The sequence below is a fragment of the Salinisphaera sp. PC39 genome, from assembly GCF_040361335.1.
Classification (GTDB): domain Bacteria; phylum Pseudomonadota; class Gammaproteobacteria; order Nevskiales; family Salinisphaeraceae; genus APNM01.
The window spans coordinates 19,388-36,523 of record NZ_APNM01000004.1; the positions used below are offsets into that span (position 1 = coordinate 19,388).

The 17,136-nt window shown below is 70.1% G+C and carries 16 protein-coding genes; 8 read left to right on the forward strand and 8 right to left on the reverse strand.

Features of this window, described 5'->3' with window-relative positions; all coding sequences use genetic code 11:
• Positions 1–148: 148 nt before the first annotated feature.
• Together PC39_RS05070 and PC39_RS05075 are read left to right on the forward strand one after the other, a co-directional pair.
• Positions 149–961 (forward strand): sulfurtransferase, encoded by an 813-nt coding sequence (locus PC39_RS05070; protein ID WP_353252278.1) that lies wholly within the window; start codon positions 149–151, stop codon positions 959–961.
• Positions 962–1,022: 61 nt separating this feature from the next.
• Positions 1,023–1,880: a DMT family transporter gene (locus PC39_RS05075; RefSeq protein ID WP_353252279.1), complete on the forward strand. Its 858-nt coding sequence runs from the start codon at positions 1,023–1,025 to the stop codon at positions 1,878–1,880.
• An 88-nt stretch (positions 1,881–1,968) separates the two neighbouring features.
• Here the strand turns inward: PC39_RS05075 and PC39_RS05080 are convergent, their stop codons facing one another.
• From PC39_RS05080 to PC39_RS05100, 5 genes are all read right to left on the reverse strand, one after another.
• On the reverse strand, positions 1,969–3,645 hold the full coding sequence (locus tag PC39_RS05080; RefSeq protein ID WP_353252280.1) for a putative bifunctional diguanylate cyclase/phosphodiesterase: 1,677 nt from the start codon (positions 3,643–3,645) through the stop codon (positions 1,969–1,971).
• 111 nt (positions 3,646–3,756) lie between these two features.
• Positions 3,757–4,551, reverse strand: a complete 795-nt coding sequence (locus PC39_RS05085; RefSeq protein ID WP_353252281.1) for a competence/damage-inducible protein A — start codon at positions 4,549–4,551, stop codon at positions 3,757–3,759.
• 65 nt (positions 4,552–4,616) lie between these two features.
• On the reverse strand, positions 4,617–6,386 hold the full coding sequence (gene icd, locus PC39_RS05090; protein WP_353252282.1) for an isocitrate dehydrogenase (NADP(+)): 1,770 nt from the start codon (positions 6,384–6,386) through the stop codon (positions 4,617–4,619).
• A 188-nt stretch (positions 6,387–6,574) separates the two neighbouring features.
• Entirely contained in the window at positions 6,575–6,901 is a 327-nt protein-coding gene (gene grxD / locus PC39_RS05095; RefSeq protein WP_353252283.1) for a Grx4 family monothiol glutaredoxin, read from the reverse strand.
• A 33-nt stretch (positions 6,902–6,934) separates the two neighbouring features.
• Positions 6,935–8,542 carry a hydantoinase B/oxoprolinase family protein gene (locus PC39_RS05100; protein ID WP_353252284.1) on the reverse strand — a complete coding sequence of 536 codons (1,608 nt, stop codon included), beginning with the start codon at positions 8,540–8,542 and terminating at the stop codon, positions 6,935–6,937.
• A gap of 119 nt (positions 8,543–8,661) precedes the next feature.
• Between PC39_RS05100 and PC39_RS05105 the strand changes: the two genes are divergently transcribed.
• The 3 genes from PC39_RS05105 (at position 8,662) to argF (ending at position 11,432) form a co-directional block, all read left to right on the forward strand.
• Positions 8,662–9,270 carry a superoxide dismutase gene (locus tag PC39_RS05105; RefSeq protein WP_353252285.1) on the forward strand — a complete coding sequence of 203 codons (609 nt, stop codon included), beginning with the start codon at positions 8,662–8,664 and terminating at the stop codon, positions 9,268–9,270.
• Between the two features lie 64 nt (positions 9,271–9,334).
• Positions 9,335–10,513 (forward strand): aspartate aminotransferase family protein, encoded by a 1,179-nt coding sequence (locus PC39_RS05110; protein WP_353252286.1) that lies wholly within the window; start codon positions 9,335–9,337, stop codon positions 10,511–10,513.
• Positions 10,514–10,523: 10 nt separating this feature from the next.
• Entirely contained in the window at positions 10,524–11,432 is a 909-nt protein-coding gene (argF, locus tag PC39_RS05115) for an ornithine carbamoyltransferase (protein ID WP_353252287.1), read from the forward strand.
• 34 nt (positions 11,433–11,466) lie between these two features.
• Here argF and hda read toward each other — a convergent pair whose 3' ends face one another.
• From hda to PC39_RS05130, 3 genes are read right to left on the reverse strand one after another with little or no spacing between them, the layout of a single operon-like run.
• On the reverse strand, positions 11,467–12,150 hold the full coding sequence (gene hda, locus PC39_RS05120; protein ID WP_353252288.1) for a DnaA regulatory inactivator Hda: 684 nt from the start codon (positions 12,148–12,150) through the stop codon (positions 11,467–11,469).
• Positions 12,147–13,199, reverse strand: coding sequence for an AI-2E family transporter (locus tag PC39_RS05125; RefSeq protein ID WP_353252289.1), 1,053 nt, complete (start codon positions 13,197–13,199; stop codon positions 12,147–12,149). The genes hda and PC39_RS05125 overlap by 4 nt, the downstream gene beginning before the upstream one ends.
• Positions 13,200–13,201: 2 nt before the next feature.
• A complete protein-coding gene (locus tag PC39_RS05130; protein ID WP_353252290.1) occupies positions 13,202–14,275 on the reverse strand; it encodes a DUF8605 domain-containing protein in 1,074 nt (357 codons plus the stop codon).
• 284 nt (positions 14,276–14,559) lie between these two features.
• On the opposite strand from PC39_RS05130, the gene purM reads away from it, so the two are divergent.
• From purM to PC39_RS05145, 3 genes are all read left to right on the forward strand, one after another.
• Positions 14,560–15,600, forward strand: coding sequence for a phosphoribosylformylglycinamidine cyclo-ligase (purM, locus tag PC39_RS05135; protein WP_353252291.1), 1,041 nt, complete (start codon positions 14,560–14,562; stop codon positions 15,598–15,600).
• 76 nt (positions 15,601–15,676) lie between these two features.
• Positions 15,677–16,357: a phosphoribosylglycinamide formyltransferase gene (gene purN / locus PC39_RS05140; protein WP_353252292.1), complete on the forward strand. Its 681-nt coding sequence runs from the start codon at positions 15,677–15,679 to the stop codon at positions 16,355–16,357.
• A complete protein-coding gene (locus PC39_RS05145) occupies positions 16,335–17,108 on the forward strand; it encodes a DUF3108 domain-containing protein (RefSeq protein WP_353252293.1) in 774 nt (257 codons plus the stop codon). The genes purN and PC39_RS05145 overlap by 23 nt, the downstream gene beginning before the upstream one ends.
• Positions 17,109–17,136: the final 28 nt, after the last annotated feature.

Sequence of the window (17,136 nt, forward strand, 5' to 3'; positions counted from 1 at the left end):
TCGGGTTGACCTGTTCAGATCCGCGGATTGTCAAAAGGCGTGCAGGCCGGGGTTATCGCGAACGGCCGGCCCGACCTCGATACCGAATCTGCGGACTCTGCGGAATCCGTGGATTCATACGAATGACCGCGATCTCACGGAGGCTGCCATGAGCGAACTGCCGCTGATCCTGGACGCCGACACCCTGGCCGCCCGGCGCGGCGATCCCGGCCTGCGCATCGTGGCCGTGGACGCCCCGGCGGATTTCCGGGCGGCCCATATTCCCGGTGCCGTGCGCGTGGGCTACGACGAGATCACCCGCGACGCGCCGCCGGTCAAGGGGCTGGTTCCCGACCCCGACGCCCTGGCCGCGGTCTTCTCGCGCCTGGGCCTGCATCCCGACGACCACGTCGTGGCCTACGACCGCAGCGGCGGCGGTGCCGCCGGACGTTTGCTGTTCACCCTGGACGCCGCCGGTCACGCCGGCGGGCTGTCGCTCCTGGACGGCGGCCTGCAGGCCTGGGTGGCGGGCGGTCACGAGACCGAGTCGGGGACGGTCGAGCCCGACGCCACCGACTATGCCGTGCGACCACGGAGCGACTGCATCGCCGACCACGACTATATCGCGGGGCATCTCGACGACACGGGAGTGAAGCTGCTGGACACCCGCAGCGCGCCGGAATACGCCGGTGCCGACGTGCGTGCCGCCCGCGGCGGCCACATCCCGGGCGCCGCACACCTGGAATGGACCGAGCTCAAGGACGATCGCGACCGGCTCCGCCCCCGGCACGAACTGCTGCAACGGCTCGCCGAGCGCGGCATCCTGCCCGACGACGAGGTGGTGGTGTACTGCCACAGCCACCACCGCTCCGCCCATACCTACGTGGCCCTCAAGGCCCTGGGCTTCGAGCGTGTGCGCGGCTATCCGGGTGCCTGGTCGGATTGGGGCAACCGTACCGACACGCCCGTCGAAGAGACGTGATCCGTAATTCGTGGCCGGTGATTCGCAAGCGCCAATCACGGATCGACGATAACCGATCGCCATGACACACGACCTGAAAGGCGGCGCCGCCTTCGCGGTCGCCGCGGCGGCCGCGTTCGCCGCCATGGGCGCGATGATCAAGTTCGCCGCGGCCGATCTGCCGAACACCGTCGTCGTGTTCCTGCGCAACGGCTTCGGGCTGCTGATGCTGGCCCCCTGGCTGCTGCGCCCCGGACTGCGCGGGCTCGCCACCCGGCGGCCCCTGGCGCATCTGCTGCGGGCGGCGGTGGGGCTGTCGGCGATGTACTGCTTCTTCTACGCGATCGCCCACCTGCACCTGGCGAACGCGGTGCTGTTCAACTACAGCCAGCCGCTGTTCATCCCGTTCATCGCCTGGCTCTGGCTCAGCGAGAAACCGCCGGCGCGGCTGTTCCCGGCGGTGGCCATCGGCTTCGCCGGCGTGGCCCTGATCCTCAAGCCGGACACCGGCCTGGTCTCGCCGGCGGGCTTGGTGGGGCTGGCCTCGGGCCTGCTGGCGGCCACCGCCATGGTCGCGATCCGGCGCATGGCCGACACCGAGCCCACCACGCGGATCGTGTTCTATTTCACGGTGTTCGGCACCCTGATCTCCGCCGCGCCCGCGGCCGTTACCTGGCAATGGCCGGGGCGCGATGCGTGGCTGGCCATGGCCGCGGCCGGCGCCTTCGCCACCGCGGGCCAGCTCCTGCTCACGCGCGCCTACACCCTGGCACCCGCGGCCCACGTGGGCTCGCTGATCTACGCCGCGGTGGTGTTCGCCGCCGGCTTCGGCTGGCTGTTCTGGGGCGAGGTACCGGACGCCCTGGACGCCCTCGGCACGGCCCTGGTCATCCTGGCGGGCGTGATCGTGGTGTTCGCCCGCAGGCGACAAGACAAGTAAATAATCCGCAGATTACGCAGATGAACACAGATTAAGGACTTTCAAACCAATATCTGCGAAATCCGTGTAATCCGTGGATCGCGCCTGCTCAGCCGGCCCAGCCCGGCGAGCCGGAGCCGTCGGGTGACGGTTCGGCGTGCCAGCCGCCGTGCCATTCCTCCAGCCAGCCCGGGAGCTGGTCGATGGTGAGGGTGCGGCTGACGTAGTGCCCCTGGATGCAGTCGCAGCCCATCTCGGCCAGCTTCTGCTCCTGATTCTCGTCCTCGACCCCCTCGCCGACCACCTTGAGGCCCAGGGCATGCCCCATGTCGATGGCCGCGCGAACGATCGCGAGGTCGGCGTCCGACTGCAGCATGTCGTGCACGAAACCGCGGTCGATCTTGATCTCGGAGATCGGCAGGCGCTTGAGATGCGACAACTGCGAATAACCGGTACCGAAGTCGTCCAGAGCGATGCGCACGCCCATGTCGCCGATGCGGGCCACGATATCGTGGGCGCGCCGCCGGTCGGCCATGAGGGTGTCCTCGTTGATCTCGAGCATCAGGCTGTCGGCCGGCACCTCCGTCGCCGCCAGCAACCCGGCGAGCATGTCCGGGAACTCCGGGTCCAGCAGCGAGCGCTCGGAGACATTCACCGAAACGCGCAGCGGCCAGCCCGCCTGGCGCAACTGACGGGCCTCCTCGAGCGCCCGCTGCAGCACCCAGCGCGACACCTCCAGGATCAGGCCGCTGCGCTCGGCGCGCGGGATGAACTCCTGGGGCAGGATCATGCCGCGCCGCGGATGCTCCCAGCGGACCAGGGCCTCCGCGCCGATCACCCGGTCGCCGGCGCATTCCACCACCGGCTGGTAATGCAGACCGAGCTGACCCTGCTGGAGGGCCGTCTGCAACTCGGCGGTCAGGCTCACCGTCTCGGGATCGGCGCGCCGGTCGCGCGCGCGGTAGAGCACGAACAGCCCGCCCTTGCTCTTGGCCTGATGCATGGCGCTGTCGGCGCAGTTCATCAGGGTGTCGCCGTCCACGGCATCGTCCGGGCACACGGCGCCGCCGCTGCTCGCCTGCAGGTTCAGGGTCAGGTTCTCCAGGGCGCAGGGCGGTTCCAGGCCCTTGCTGATGCGCCGCGCGGTGCGCACCAGATCCTCGCGTCCCTCGACCCGCGGCAGCAGCACGGCGAAGGTATCGCCGAACAACCGCGCCACGGTGCTGGACTCCGGCACGGCGGACCGCAGCCGGCGGGCCACGCTCTTGAGCACGCGGTCGCCGTTATGCTGGCCGAGGGCGTCGTTGACCTCCTTGAAACCATCCAGGTTGAGCACGACCACGCCCACGCGGGCCTGCTCGCGGTGGGACTGCTCGATGGCCTGCTCCAGACGGTCCAGGAACAGGCCGCGATTGGGCAGCTCGGTCAGCGGATCGTGGGTGTTCTGGCGGTCGGCCGCGACTTCCAACGCCGCGTTGCGCGCGCGCAGATTCTCGGTGGCGTCCAGCACCATGGCGCCCGCCTCGTGGGCCAGCAGGACGCTGACGTACTGCCCCCAGAACGCGAACGCGAAGGGCATGAGGTCGAGCAGCCACAGGGACGCATTCGAGCGCTGGGCGTCGAGCAGGGCCTGGAGGCCGATCTCGCCGCTCTGCAGCCAGGCGGTGATGCCCGTGGCCACGAACACCGCGGCCAGGGCGATGGCCATGCCCACGTACGCGTGGCGCGTCGCGCGCGAGCGCAGCAGGCGGACCTGGGTGGCGAAAAGATTGAGACGCTGGGACATGGGCAACTCGCCTCGCATCGCGCGGATGCGGATAACCGGATTCGTTAGGGACGATATCGGCTGTCTTTCCCCACAGTTTACGGCCATGATGCCGCATGTGGCGCGGCGTCGCTATGCCGCGGATTCGTCCTCCGGCGCGCGCAGGGGCGTCATCGGCAGCACCTGGTCGGTCAGGGCCCCGACGAGGGCGTCGTAGGCCGCCACCGCCGCCGCCCGCGGCCCGCGCAGGCCCAGCTCGATCACGCGGCGGCCCGAGGCGTTCGGCAGGCAGGCCAGTCGCACCGACGGATGCGCGGCCATGATCGCCTCCATGAGATCGATCAGTTCGCTCTCGGGTGTGTCCCGGACCTCGATCAGATACTCCACCGGCGGATCCGGGTTGTGCATCTCGGCATAGCGCCGGTCCAGGACCCATTCCACCATCGGCCAGGCCATGCTCGGGAAGCCCGGCACGAAGTGGTGGTGGCGCAGGGAGAAGCCGGGCACGCCGTTGACCGGGTTGGGTATCGGCTCGGCGCCGACCGGCCACTCCACCATGCGGATACGATGCGGGTAGAGGCGATCGCCGAAACGTTCCTCCAGCACCGCCCGGCCCTCCGGATGGATCGCCAGCTCCAGGCCGGCCGCCGCCGCCGCGCACTGCCGTGTGCGGTCGTCGGGCGTGGCCCCGATGCCACCGAACGAGAACACGATGTCGTCGTCGGCCAGCGTGCGCGCGAGCACCGCCCGGAGGCGGGCGGCGTCGTCACCCACGTACTGCGCCCAGGACAATTCCAATCCGCGCGCCGCGAGCAGCTCGATCAGCTTGGGCAGATGCTTGTCCACCCGCTTGCCGGTGAGCAGCTCGTCGCCGACGAGCAGCGCGCCGATGGCGCGCCGCTCGCTGTCCCCTGTTTCGTGTTTCATGTTCTCCGAGGCGCACATACCGAACCTTTATCCGGGCACGAAACACGAAACCCCGAATAGCGCCGCTATTCGGGCTCGGGAATCCACCCGAACTGCTCGATGGCGCTGAAGATGTCGGTCTCGGTCGTGATACCGACGATGTCGCCGTCCTTTTCCACCAGCAGGCGGCTGATGTTCTTTTCGGACAGCATGTTGGCCGCCTCGTGCAGATGCGTCTCGGGCGCGACCGTGATCACCGGACGGGTGGCGATCTCGCCCACCGTGACGTCCGTGGGCGACTTGTTGTCGCGCACGATCTTGGTGACGATATCGCGCCGGGTCATGATGCCCCAGCGGCCCTCGCCGTCGGGCTCGACCACCAGCGAACTGACATTGGCGGTACGCATCTGGTGCATGGCGTCATGCACCGTGGTGGCGTCGTCGGCGGTGATCAGGGTGCGGGTCATGACGTCGGCCACGGTGTGCGGCGTACGGCCGGTGGCGATCATCTCCTCCAGCGGCTGCAGCAGACGCCGGACCTCGCGCTGCTTGCGCTCGCGCGCCAGCTTCTCGGCCCGCGCCTTGCGCTTGGCCTCCAGGTCGATGCCGCCCTTGATCTGCTCGATCAGGGCATCGGCGAAACCGCTGGTGCCGACTTCGGTGGCGCCCTCCAGGTTGCGGGCGAAATCGTAGGTGACGATCTTGTCCTGGATCACCTCGGGATAGGCGAGGCTGATCAGGTCGGCGGCCTCCTGCCAGCCGATGTACTCCAGCATGTTGACGCCGGAGAACAGCAGCGAGCCGGGATTGACCTTGTCCTGGTTGGCGTACTTGGGCGCGGTGCCGTGGGTGGCCTCGAACACCGCCACGTTGTCGGACATGTTGGCGCCCGGCGCGATGCCGATGCCGCCCACCTCGGCGGCGATGGCGTCGGACAGGTAGTCGCCGTTGAGGTTCATGGTGGCGAGCACGTCGAAGTCGTCCGGACGCAGCAGCATGAGCTGGAAGATGATGTCCGCGATCCGGTCCTTGATCACGATCTTGCCTTCCGGCTGCCGGCCGCCGTACTCGGCGTAGAGCTGATCCTCGGTGATGGTGCAGTCACCGAACTCCTCGCGCGCCACCTCGTAGCCCCAGGACCGGAAGGCGCCCTCGGTGAACTTCATGATGTTGCCCTTGTGCACCAGGGTCACCGACTCGCGGCCATTGTCGATGGCGTACTGGATGGCCTTGCGCACCAGGCGCTTGGTGCCGTATTCGGAGATCGGCTTGATGCCCAGGCCGGCGCCCTCGAAGAACTTGGCGCCCATCTCCTCGCGCAGGAACTTGGCCAGCTTCTCGTTCTCGGCCGTGCCGGACTGCCACTCCAGGCCGGCGTAGACGTCCTCGGTGTTCTCGCGGAAGATCACCACGTCCACCTTGCCCGGCTCCTTGAGCGGCGACGGCACGCCGGCGTAATGGCGCACCGGGCGCACGCAGGCGTAGAGGTCCAGGGCCTGGCGCAAGGACACGTTCAAGGAGCGGAAACCCTCGCCCACCGGCGTGGTCAGCGGTCCCTTGATCGCGACCCACAGCTCCTCGATCGCCTTCAGGGTCTCGGACGGGAAGTAGTCGCCGTCATAGAGCTTGGCGGCCTTCTCGCCCATGTAGAGCTCGCACCAGTGCACCTTGCGCTTGCCGCCATAGGCCTTCTCCACGGCGGCGTCCCAGATCCGCAGGCAGGCCTTGGTGATGTCGGGGCCGATGCCGTCGCCCTCGACGAACCCCAGGATCGGATTGTCCGGCACCTTCATCTGACCGTTCTCGACGGTGATCTTCTGGCCCTCCTCCGGTATCCGGATGTGCTTGTACGCCATGCCTGCTGTCTCCTTCTGTCTTGTGCGGGCGCGCTACCGGCCGGGGGGACGGCCGTGCGCGGATTCGAAATGGATCGCCCGGATTGTACCACCGGCCCCGGCGCGCTCGCGCCGCGGCGGCCGCCGTCCGGACGACACAAAAAACCCGGCCGCCGGGGCCGGGTCGGGAACGGGGGGCGGTCGGCGCATCAGCGCGCCGCCGCTTCCTTGAGCATCTTCTCCAGTTCGCCGGACTGGAACAGGTCGATGATGATGTCGGACCCGCCCACCAGCTCGCCGTTCACGTAGAGCTGCGGGATCGTCGGCCAGTTCGAATAGAGCTTCACGCCCTGGCGGTAGACCTCCTCGTCGTCGAAGACGTTCACGGACTTGAACTCCACGCCGCAGGCCTTGATCGCCTCGGCGGCGCGCGCGGAAAAGCCGCACTGCGGGAAGTCCGGCGTGCCCTTCATGTACAGGATCACGGGGTTGGACTCGACTTCGTTCTTGATGATCTCGAGGGCCTTGGCACTCATAGCGCTATCTGTCTCTCGGCGGAAAACCGGTCCCTATTCTACACCCGCAGTCGAGTCCGCCGAATTACCGGCCTCCGCCGGCTCGCCCCAGCCGCCGCCACCGGGCGACACCAGCGACAGCCGGTCGCCCGGCGCCACCCGTCCGGTGCATTTCGGCGGCAGGGGCTCGCCGTTCAGACGATTCTCGCCGGGCGCGCCGCCGGCGCCGCCGCGCAGCCCCCAGGGCGCGTGCCGGCGGCGCTCGGTGAGCAGGGTATAGCGCGCCGGGCCCAGGAACTCCAGCTCGCGCACGATGCCGTCGCCGCCCGGATGCCGGCCGGCACCGCCGCTGCCGCGGCGCAGGGCGTAGCGCCGCACGCGCAGCGGGTAATGCCCTTCCAGCACCTCGATCGGCGTGTTCAGGGTATTGGTCATGTGCGCCTGCACGGCGCTGGCGCCGGGGTGCGACGGCCCGCCGCCGAGACCGCCGCCCATGGTCTCGTAATAGTCCCAGGGGGCGTCACCCTCGTGCCAGCCCAGCGCCAGGTTGTTCATGCCGCCGTGGCTGGCCGCCGGGATCACGTCCGGCAGGGCCTGCGCCAACGCGCCCAGGACCGCGTCCACGACCCGCATGCTGGTCTCGACGTTGCCGGCGGCCACCGCCGCGGGCCGGCGGGCGTTGAGCAGGCAGCCCTCGGGTGCCGACAACGCGATGTCGCGGAACGTGCCGACGCAACCGGGCACCGCATCCGGCATCAGGCAGCGGAAGGCGTAGAGCACGCCGGCCGCGGTCACCGACAACGGGCAATTGACGTTGCCGTCGACCTGGGGGGCGCTGCCGTCGAAGTCCACCCGCATGCGGCCGCCGTCGGCCGTGATCCGGCAGGCGATGGCGAGATCCTCCGCGCCCTGGCCGTCACCGTCCATCACGTCCGTGAACCGGTATTCACCGTCCGGTATGCGACGCAGGGCGGACGCGGCCATGCGCCGGGCGTAGTCGTTGTAGGCCGACAGGCGATCGAGGAACCCCCGCGTGCCGAGCCGTTCGATCAGCGCCCCCAGCCGCGTCAGCGCCACCCGGTTGGCCGCGATCTGGGCGGAGAAATCGCCGCGCGAGACATGCGGGTTGCGCATGGGCGCCATCAGCCGCTCGAACTCGGCCGTATCGGGCTCGCCGCCACGCAACAGGTAGGTGGGCGGGATTACCAGCCCCTCCTCGTCGAGCCGGCGCGACAACGGCATGGAGCCGGGCGACTCGGCGCCGATGTCGGCGTGATGCGCGCGGTTGGCCGCGAAGGCCACCAGTTCGCCGTCCACGAACAGCGGCGCGATCAGGGTGACGTCGGGCAGGTGCGTCCCGCCCAGGAAGGGGTCGTTGACCACGACCATGTCGCCCGGCGCCCACTCCAGCGAGGCCACGATCCCGCCCATGGCGTAGGCCATGCTGCCGAGGTGGACCGGGATGTGCGCGGCCTGCGCCGAAAGGCTGCCGGCGGCGTCGAACACGGCGCAGGAGAAGTCCAGGCGGTCGCGGATATTGGGGGAGAAGGCGGCGCGCTTGAGCACGGCGCCCATCTCCTCGCAGACCGCCTCGATGCGGCTCGCGAAGACGCTCAGCTCGATGGCGCCGTGGGCGGCGCGTTTTTTTTCGTCGGCGGTCATGCGATGATTACGGGCTAATCCTGGGATTCCCGGGGCGGCTTTGATTTTTCCGCCGTCCGGCCCCATACAGGTGTTTGTCAGGTTAGACGACACTCACGCAACCGACAAAGGGGAAAGACATGGCATTCGAACTGCCCGATCTGGCCTACGATTACGACGCCCTCGAGCCGTACATCGACGGCCGCACCATGGAGATCCACTACGACAAGCACCACCGGGCCTACCTGAACAAGTTCCTGGGTGCGATCGACGGCACCGAGCTGGCCGATCAGGATCTCCGCAGCATCTTCGCCAATGTCTCCAAGCATCCGGCGGCCGTGCGCAACCAGGGCGGTGGCTTCTTCAACCACATCATCTACTGGGAGAGCATGTCGCCCAACGGCGGCGGCAAGCCCTCGGGCAAGCTGGCCGGCGCGATCGACGACGCCTTCGGCTCCTTCGACCAGTTCCAGGAGAAGTTCAACACCGCGGCGACCGGCCTGTTCGGCTCCGGCTTCGTGTGGCTGACGTTGGTCGGCGGCAAGCTCGAGATCGTGCCCACCCCGAACCAGGACAACCCGCTGATGGACGTCGCTCCCAAGCAGGGCGAGCCGGTCATGGGCCTGGACGTGTGGGAGCACGCCTACTACCTCAAGTACCAGAACCGGCGCCCCGAGTACGTCGAGAACTGGTGGAACGTCGTCAACTGGGACGGCATCGCCAAGCGGTACGAGGAACTCGCCGGCTAGTTCCCGCGCCATCCAACACGGACACGGGCCCCGTCGCCGGCGCGGCGGGGCCCTGATTTTTCCCATGACCCGCTCCCATCTGATACCGACCTACAACCGTCAGCCCGTCTCCTTCATCCGCGGCGACGGCGTCTGGCTGTTCGACAAGACCGGCGACCGCTACCTGGACGCCCTCGCCGGCATTGCCGTGTCGTCCCTGGGGCATGGCCATCCCGCGCTCACCGCCGCGATCGCCAACCAGTCGCGACGCCTGATCCATACCTCGAACCTGTACGAGATCCCGCGCCAGGAGGCCCTCGCCACGACGCTGTGCGGACACGCCGAGATGGCGGCGGCCTTCTTCTGCAACAGCGGCACCGAGGCCAACGAGGCGGCGATCAAGCTGGCCCGGCTGTACGGTCACCGTCGCGGCGTCGAGACGCCCCGGATCGCGGTGATGGAAGGTGCCTTCCACGGCCGCACGCTGGCCGCCCTGTCGGCGACCGGCAACGCCCGGGCCCAAGAAGGATTCGGCCCGATGCCGGAAGGTTTCGTGCGGGTGCCCTACGGCGACAGCGAGGCCGTGGCGGCGCTCGCGGACGACCCGGCGATCTGCGCGGTGCTGGTCGAGCCGATCCAGGGCGAGGGCGGCGTGCGCGTGCCGCCCGACGGTTACCTGAGCGAGCTGCGCGCGATCTGCGACGCCAACGACTGGCTGCTGATGTACGACGAGGTACAGACGGGCGTCGGCCGCACCGGCGCCTGGTTCGCGCACCAGCACGAGGACGCGCCCCCCGACGTCATGACCCTGGCGAAGGGGCTGGGCGGCGGCATGCCCGTCGGCGCCATGCTGGTGGACGGCCCGGCGACCGACCTGCTCGCGCCCGGCAACCACGGCACCACCTTCGGCGGCAATCCCCTGGCCTGCGCCGCGGCACTATCGGTGCTGGAGACCATTTCCGCGGACAAACTGCTCGCCAACGCCACCGAGGTCGGCGAATACATCCGAGACAGCCTGCGCCGCCGCCTGGACGGCGTCGAGGGCGTGCGCGACATCCGCGGCCGCGGCCTGATGATCGGCATCGAGCTGGACCGGCCCTGCGGCGAACTGGTGGCCGCGGCACGCGACCGGCGGGTCCTGATCAATGTCACGGCGGAGCGGGTGATCCGGTTGCTGCCGCCGCTGATCATGACCGCCGGCCAGGCCGACACCGTGATCGAGGCGGTCGGCGATCTGACCGCCGATTTCCTGGCGGCCGGATAGGAGAGCCCCGATGCCTCAGCACTTCCTGACCCTGGACGACCTGCCCGTGGCCGAGTTGCGCGCGATCCTGGAGCGCGCCGCCGAGCTCAAGCGGCGCCACGCCGCCGGCGAGCGCGACGCCACCCTGGCCGGCCGGGTGCTGGGCATGCTGTTCGAGAAGGCCTCCACCCGCACGCGCGTCTCCTTCGAGACCGGCATGGCCCAGCTCGGCGGGCACGCCATCTTCCTGTCGCCGGGCGACACCCAGATCGGCCGCGGCGAGACCGTGGAGGACACCGCGCGCGTGCTGTCGCGCATGGTGGACGCGGTCATGATCCGCAACCATTCCCAGGCGATCCTGGAGCGCTTCGCCGCGCACTCGCGGGTGCCGGTGATCAACGGCCTGACCGACCGCTTCCACCCCTGCCAACTGCTGGCCGACATCCAGGCCTTCGTCGAGCGCCGCGGCGACATCGCCGGCGCCACCGTCGCCTGGGTCGGCGACGGCAACAATATGTGCGCCTCCTACATCAACGCCGCCCGCCTTTTCGGCTTCGGGCTGCGTATCGCCACGCCCGAGGGCTACGGGCCGGACCGCGATGTCCTGGCCGCGGGCGGCGACGCGGTGCGCCTGGCCGAAGGGCCCGAGGACGCCGTGCGCGGCGCCGACCTCGTGGTCACCGACACCTGGACCTCAATGGGCGACGAGGCCGAGACCGAAGCCCGCCTGGCCGCCTTCGCCGGCTACCAGGTCAACGCCGCGCTGATGGCACACGCCGCGGACGACGCCCTGTTCATGCATTGCCTGCCGGCGCACCGGGGCGAGGAGGTCACGGACGAGGTCTTGGACGGCCCCCAGAGCGCCGCCTGGGACGAGGCCGAGAACCGTCTGCACGCCCAGAAAGCGCTGCTCGAACACCTCATCGGCGCCCGCGACTGAAGACCGTCCCCTCGGCGGAAGCGCCCCCCGCCCCTCAGGCATCCAGGACCGTCTTGACGAACGGCACGGTCAGGCGACGCTTGGCGGCCAGCGAGGCGCGGTCGAGACGGTCCAGCAGTGTCAGCAGGGCGCGCACGTCGCGCGGGGCGCGGCGGATCACGAAATCGGCGACCTCCGGCGGCATCGCCAGGCCCCGGGCCTCGGCCCGGCGGCACAGGAGCCGGCGCTTGCCCTCGTCATCCAGCGGCTGCAAGGCGTAGACCGCCCCCCAGGCCAGGCGCGACGCCAGGTCCGGCAGCGCCAGGCCCAGCTCGTCCGCCGGCCGCGGACCGGCCGCGACCACCGCGGTGCCGCGCGCCCGCAGACCGTCGAGAAACCCCACCAGCGCCTCCTCCCAGCCGCGGTCGCCGGCCACCGCGTCCACCTCGTCGAGACAGACCCGATCCAGACCCTCCAGGCCGTCCAGAACCGCGGGCGGATGTCCGGCCAGCTCGCCCAGGGGCAGATAGGCCGCGCGTCCCGGCGACGCCCGGCAGACGGCCTGCAGCAGGTGGCTCTTGCCGCTGGCGGCGGGGCCGTGCAGGTACAGGCGATCGCCGGCGGCGAGCCCGCGCAGCGCCGTCAGCGCCGCCCCGTTGGCGCCGGCGACATAGCCCGCCAGGGTGGCCGACTCCGGCAGCGCGATCCCCAGCGGCAGTTGCGGCGAGCTCGCGCTCATTCGTCCAGGTAGAGCCCGCTCGACTTCCAGAGCCGGCCGGCGTAGCGCACCAGCACCGCGATCGCGGCCGCCGCCGGCAACGCCAAAAGCACGCCCACGAAGCCGAAAAGCTGACCGCCGGCCAGGACCGCGAAGATCACGGCCACCGGGTGCAGCCCGATACGGTCGCCCACCAGCAGCGGCTGCAGCACCGCGCTCTCGAGCATCTGGCCGACCGTGAACACGCCCGCCACCCAGAGAAGCTGCAACGGCTCGCCGGTCTGGACCAGCATCGCCACGCCGGCCGCGAGCACGCCGACGATCACCCCGAGGTAGGGCACGAAGCTGACCAGGCCCGCGCCCAGCCCGATGAGCAGCGCCAGGTCCAGCCCCGCGATCCAGAGCCCCAGCGTGTAGACCAGGCCGAGCGCGGCCATCACCAGGAGTTGACCGCGGATGAATTGCCCCAGGACCTCATCGGTCTCGCGCGCCAGCTCGGTGGCCGTGCCCAGGATGCGCCGCGGCAGCAGGTCGCGGATCCAGGCCACCAGGTCGTCCCAGTCGCGCAGCAGGTAGAACGTGATCACCGGGATCAGCACCAGGTTGGCGAACAGGGCCAGCGCGGCGGTGCCCGAGGTGAACGCCCGCTGGAACAGGGCCGTGGCGACGCCGCCGGCCGACTGCCAGTGCTCGCGCAGCAGTTGCCCGAGCGAGGCGGATTCGTAGCCCTCGCCCGCGGGCAATACCGAATTCACGATCGGGGCCAGATGCGCCTGCAGCCAGGCCCCGTAGCGCGGCAGGTTCTCGATCAGTATCCGGGTCTGCTGCTCCAGCACCGGGAACAGCATCAACAGGACCAGGCCGAACCCGAGCGTCAGCCCCGCGAACACCACCATGACGGCGCCGGTGCGCGACAATCGCAGACGCTGCAGGCGATCCACCAAGGGATCGCCGATATAGGCGAGGCCCGCGGCGATCACGAAGGGCGTGAGGATCGGCCCCAGGAGCCAGACCGCGAACACCGCCGCCAGCAGCGGCAGCGTCCAGAGCCAGACGTAGCGCACCGGCATCGTCAGGAGCCCAGTCGGTAACCCAGGGCGTTGCCGCCGGCGGCGTAGAGACCGGCGAGGTTGCGGGCCAGTTCGTCCTGCGTCAGCCAACCGGCGAGCTCGATGCTGCGGGCGAGCACATCCGGTTCGCCGCTGATCTGGACCCGGAAGACCACGGCCTCGCGGTCGACCAGTACCGGATTGACCGTCTGCACCGCGGTCAGACCGCGCAGATAGCGGTCGATGCGGGCATAGGCCGCCACCGCATCGACGCCGTCCACCGCGACGGTCACCACCGTGTCCGCCGCCGCGCCGCCGTACACGGCGAAGCGGCGGGCGTAGCTGTCGGCCAGCCGGCCGGCCGCGGCGGCCAGCAGGGCATCGCGGCCGCCGGCGGAGTCGCTCCATTCCGAGACCGTCTCGCCGCGGCGATTCAAGGTCCACTCTCCGCGCCAGGCCCCGCCGACACGTTCCAGCCGGCCCACCAGGATATGCGACGCGCCGTAGCGTTGTGCCACATCGTTCACCGCCGACAGGTCGCCGTAACGCAGATCGGCGGCACGCAATTGGCGCCGTTCACTGCCGCCGCGCTCCGGAAACACCAACGGGATGCCGCGGCGTTCGGCGGCGGCGCGCATGTCCGCCAGGAGGTCGTCGGCACGGGCCGGCACGATGTCGGCCTCGCCCTCCACGAGCAGCAGGACCAGGGTCCGCGGCCGCTCGCGCCCCCAGACCGGCAGACCGGCCTCGCGCAGGGCGCGGGCCACGGCGTTGCCGTCGAAACGGGCACGCAGCGTCGTCTCGGGGACGTCGTCCGACGTCGCGGCCGTTTCGGCGGTCTCGTAACCGTAGCGCTGGACCCAGGCGGAAGCCCGCGCCAACATCGCCTCGGCCTCGTCGCGCCGCAGGATGCCGGGATCGCCGGTGACGCGCACCAGCACCCGGCCCAGGGCCTCGCGCAGGCCCGTCTCGCGGGCCTCGGCGGACTGGTCCGCCACCACGGCCTCGCCGACGTAGAGATCGTCGACGTCGGCCGCGGGCAGGGCCGCCGGAAACAGGGCCAACAGCAGGACAGAAAGGAATCGGCGCAGGTTCAAAACGGACTCCGCCAAGTAGGGCCTGTCGACACTTCCCCGCGTGGGCCGCGTTGCAGCCCCCTCTTGCATGAAGAGGCGTGCCAGACAAGGCGCGCGGCGCCGATCTTGGCCGGACGTCAGGATCAAGTCACGCAACGCCGGAAGACGCGATTTCGGGCGCAACCCGCCGCGCCGGCGGGCAGTGTCAACGGGCTCAGACAAAATGTTGCCAAAAGCGTGCGCTACAATAGCATAGCGCCGTGGCCGCGGCGCTCCGCGACATCACTCAGCCAATCGGTGCACCCTTGGAAGAACGCAGCCGCCTCAGCTACCGCGACGCCGGCGTGGATATCGACGCCGGCAACCGTCTGGTCGACGGGATCAAGGACACGGTCGCCGCCACCGGCCGGCCCGAGGTCATCGGCGGCCTCGGCGGCTTCGGCGGCCTGTTTCGCGTCCCCATCGAGCGCTACCGCGAGCCGGTCCTGGTCTCCGGCACCGACGGTGTCGGCACCAAGCTGCGGCTGGCGATCGACTCGGGCCGCTACGACGGCATCGGCATCGACCTGGTGGGCATGTGCGTCAACGACGTACTGGTCTGCGGCGCCGAGCCCCTGTTCTTCCTGGATTATTACGCCACCGGCAAGCTGGACAACGAGGTCGCGGCGGCCGTGATCCGCGGCATCGCCGACGGTTGCCGCCAGGCCGGCGCCGCCCTGATCGGCGGCGAGACCGCCGAGATGCCGGGCATGTACGCCGCGGGCGACTTCGACCTCGCCGGTTTCTGCGTGGGCATTGCCGAGCGCGACGCCCTGATCGACGGCAGCCGGATCGCGCCGGGCGACACAGTGCTGGGCCTGGCCTCGTCGGGCCCGCATTCCAACGGCTACTCCCTGGTCCGCAAGATCCTGGAGGTCGGCGGCCACGGCCTGGACACGCCCCTGGACGGCGGCACGCTGGGCGATGCCCTGCTCGCCCCGACCCGCATCTACGTGCGGCCGGTGCTCGACCTGCTCGCGGCGCTGCCGATCCACGGCATCGCCCACATCACCGGCGGCGGGCTGGCTGAGAACCTCGCCCGCGTGGTCCCGGACGGGGTCACGGCGTCGATCGACGCCGGCGCCTGGCCGCGGCCGCCCGTGTTCGACTGGCTGCGGGAAGCCGGCAACGTCGAGGAGGCCGAGATGCGGCGTACCTTCAACTGCGGCATCGGTTTGGTGCTGGTGGTGCCGGCCGACGCGGCCGCCGAAGCCCGCGAGCGCCTGACCGCCGCCGGCGAACGGGTCTTCGCGATCGGCGAGATCGTCGCCCGCGACGACGGCGGCCCGGCGGTCGAGCTGCGCTGACGCATCGCGCCGGCGCGGCGCGAGTTTCGAGAATTTCGGCAGGATTTTGGCGTTTCCGCCCCGACTGGCTACGCACATGGCTCCCAAGACTTCTACCGACCGGACCACGGCCAGGTTGGTCGTGCTGATATCCGGCAACGGGCGCAACCTTCAAGCGATCCTCGATGCGGTGACCGCCGGCGCCCTGCCGGCCGAGGTGGTTCGCGTGATCAGCAACCGCGGTACCGCCCGCGGACTGGAAAAGGCCCGACGGGCGGGCGTGCCGACACGCGTGCTGCGGCCGCGCGACTATCCCGACCGTGCCGCCTACGACGCCGCGCTGGCGGATACCATCGCCGCCGAGTCGCCGGATATCGTGGCCCTGGCCGGTTTCATGCGCATCCTGGATTCAGCGTTCGTTCAGCGATTCGCCGGCAAGCTCGTCAACATCCACCCGTCGCTGCTGCCCCGGCACCGCGGTCTCGACACCCACGGCCGGGCCCTGGCCGCCGGCGACGAGCGGCACGGCGCCAGCGTCCACTACGTCACCGAGGACCTGGACGCCGGGCCCTGCCTGATCCAGGGCAGCCTGCGGGTGGCGGACGACGAGACGCCGGACAGCCTGGCGGAACGGGTGATGACGCGGGTGGAGCAACGCATCTACCCGCAGGCCCTGGCCTGGATCGCCGAGGGCCGCGCCACCTGGGACGACGGCCGTATCCGGTTCGACGGACGACCGCTGGAGACACCGATACATGTGGACTGCGATCCGGACTAGCCTCGCCCCGGCCCTGGCCGCCGCGAGCCTGCTGCTTACCGCACCACCGCCCGCCGCGGCGGACGTGCTGTCGCCCTTCGAGGCCCACTACCGCGTGAAGCGCGGCAGCCTGGGGCTGGGCACCACCGTGTTCTCTCTGGCGCGCGACGGCGAATGCTATCGCTACGCCGGCGAGGCCCGGCCCAACGCCCTGGTCTCCCTGTTCGTGGGCCAGGTGACGGACGAGAGCCGGTTCTGCGCGGCGGACGGCCGCGTGTCGCCGCGGCGCTTCGAGCACGTGGAATCCGGCGACGACGAGGACAGCTACACCCTGACCTTCGCCGACGGCCGCGTGACCTACAAGAGCCGGGCCGGCAAAGCCCATAGCTTCGACGCCCCCGACGACGCCCTCGAGGCGTTCGTGATCCACGTCGCCGTGCGCCTGTGGATGGCCGGCGCCGAGGATCCCGCCGGGCTCGCGAACCGGACCTTCACCGTGGTGGATGAGGACGAGATCAAGCGCTACGAGCTGGCCGTGCGCGACGGCGGCCGCGTCGAGACCCCGGCGGGCACCTGGGACACGCTGATCGTGGCACGGGTGGACGACCCCGACCGCCGGCTGGCCTTCTGGGTCGCCCCGGCACTGGACTGGCTGCCGATCCGGGTCGAGCACCAGAAGCGCGACGATCCCGTGATCCGGATGACGCTGTCGAAGCTGCCGCGCTCTCCGGCGGCGGATACGGCTGACACTCCTGCGACCTCGGAAAATTAACCACAGAGGCGCACGGAGTCGCACAGAG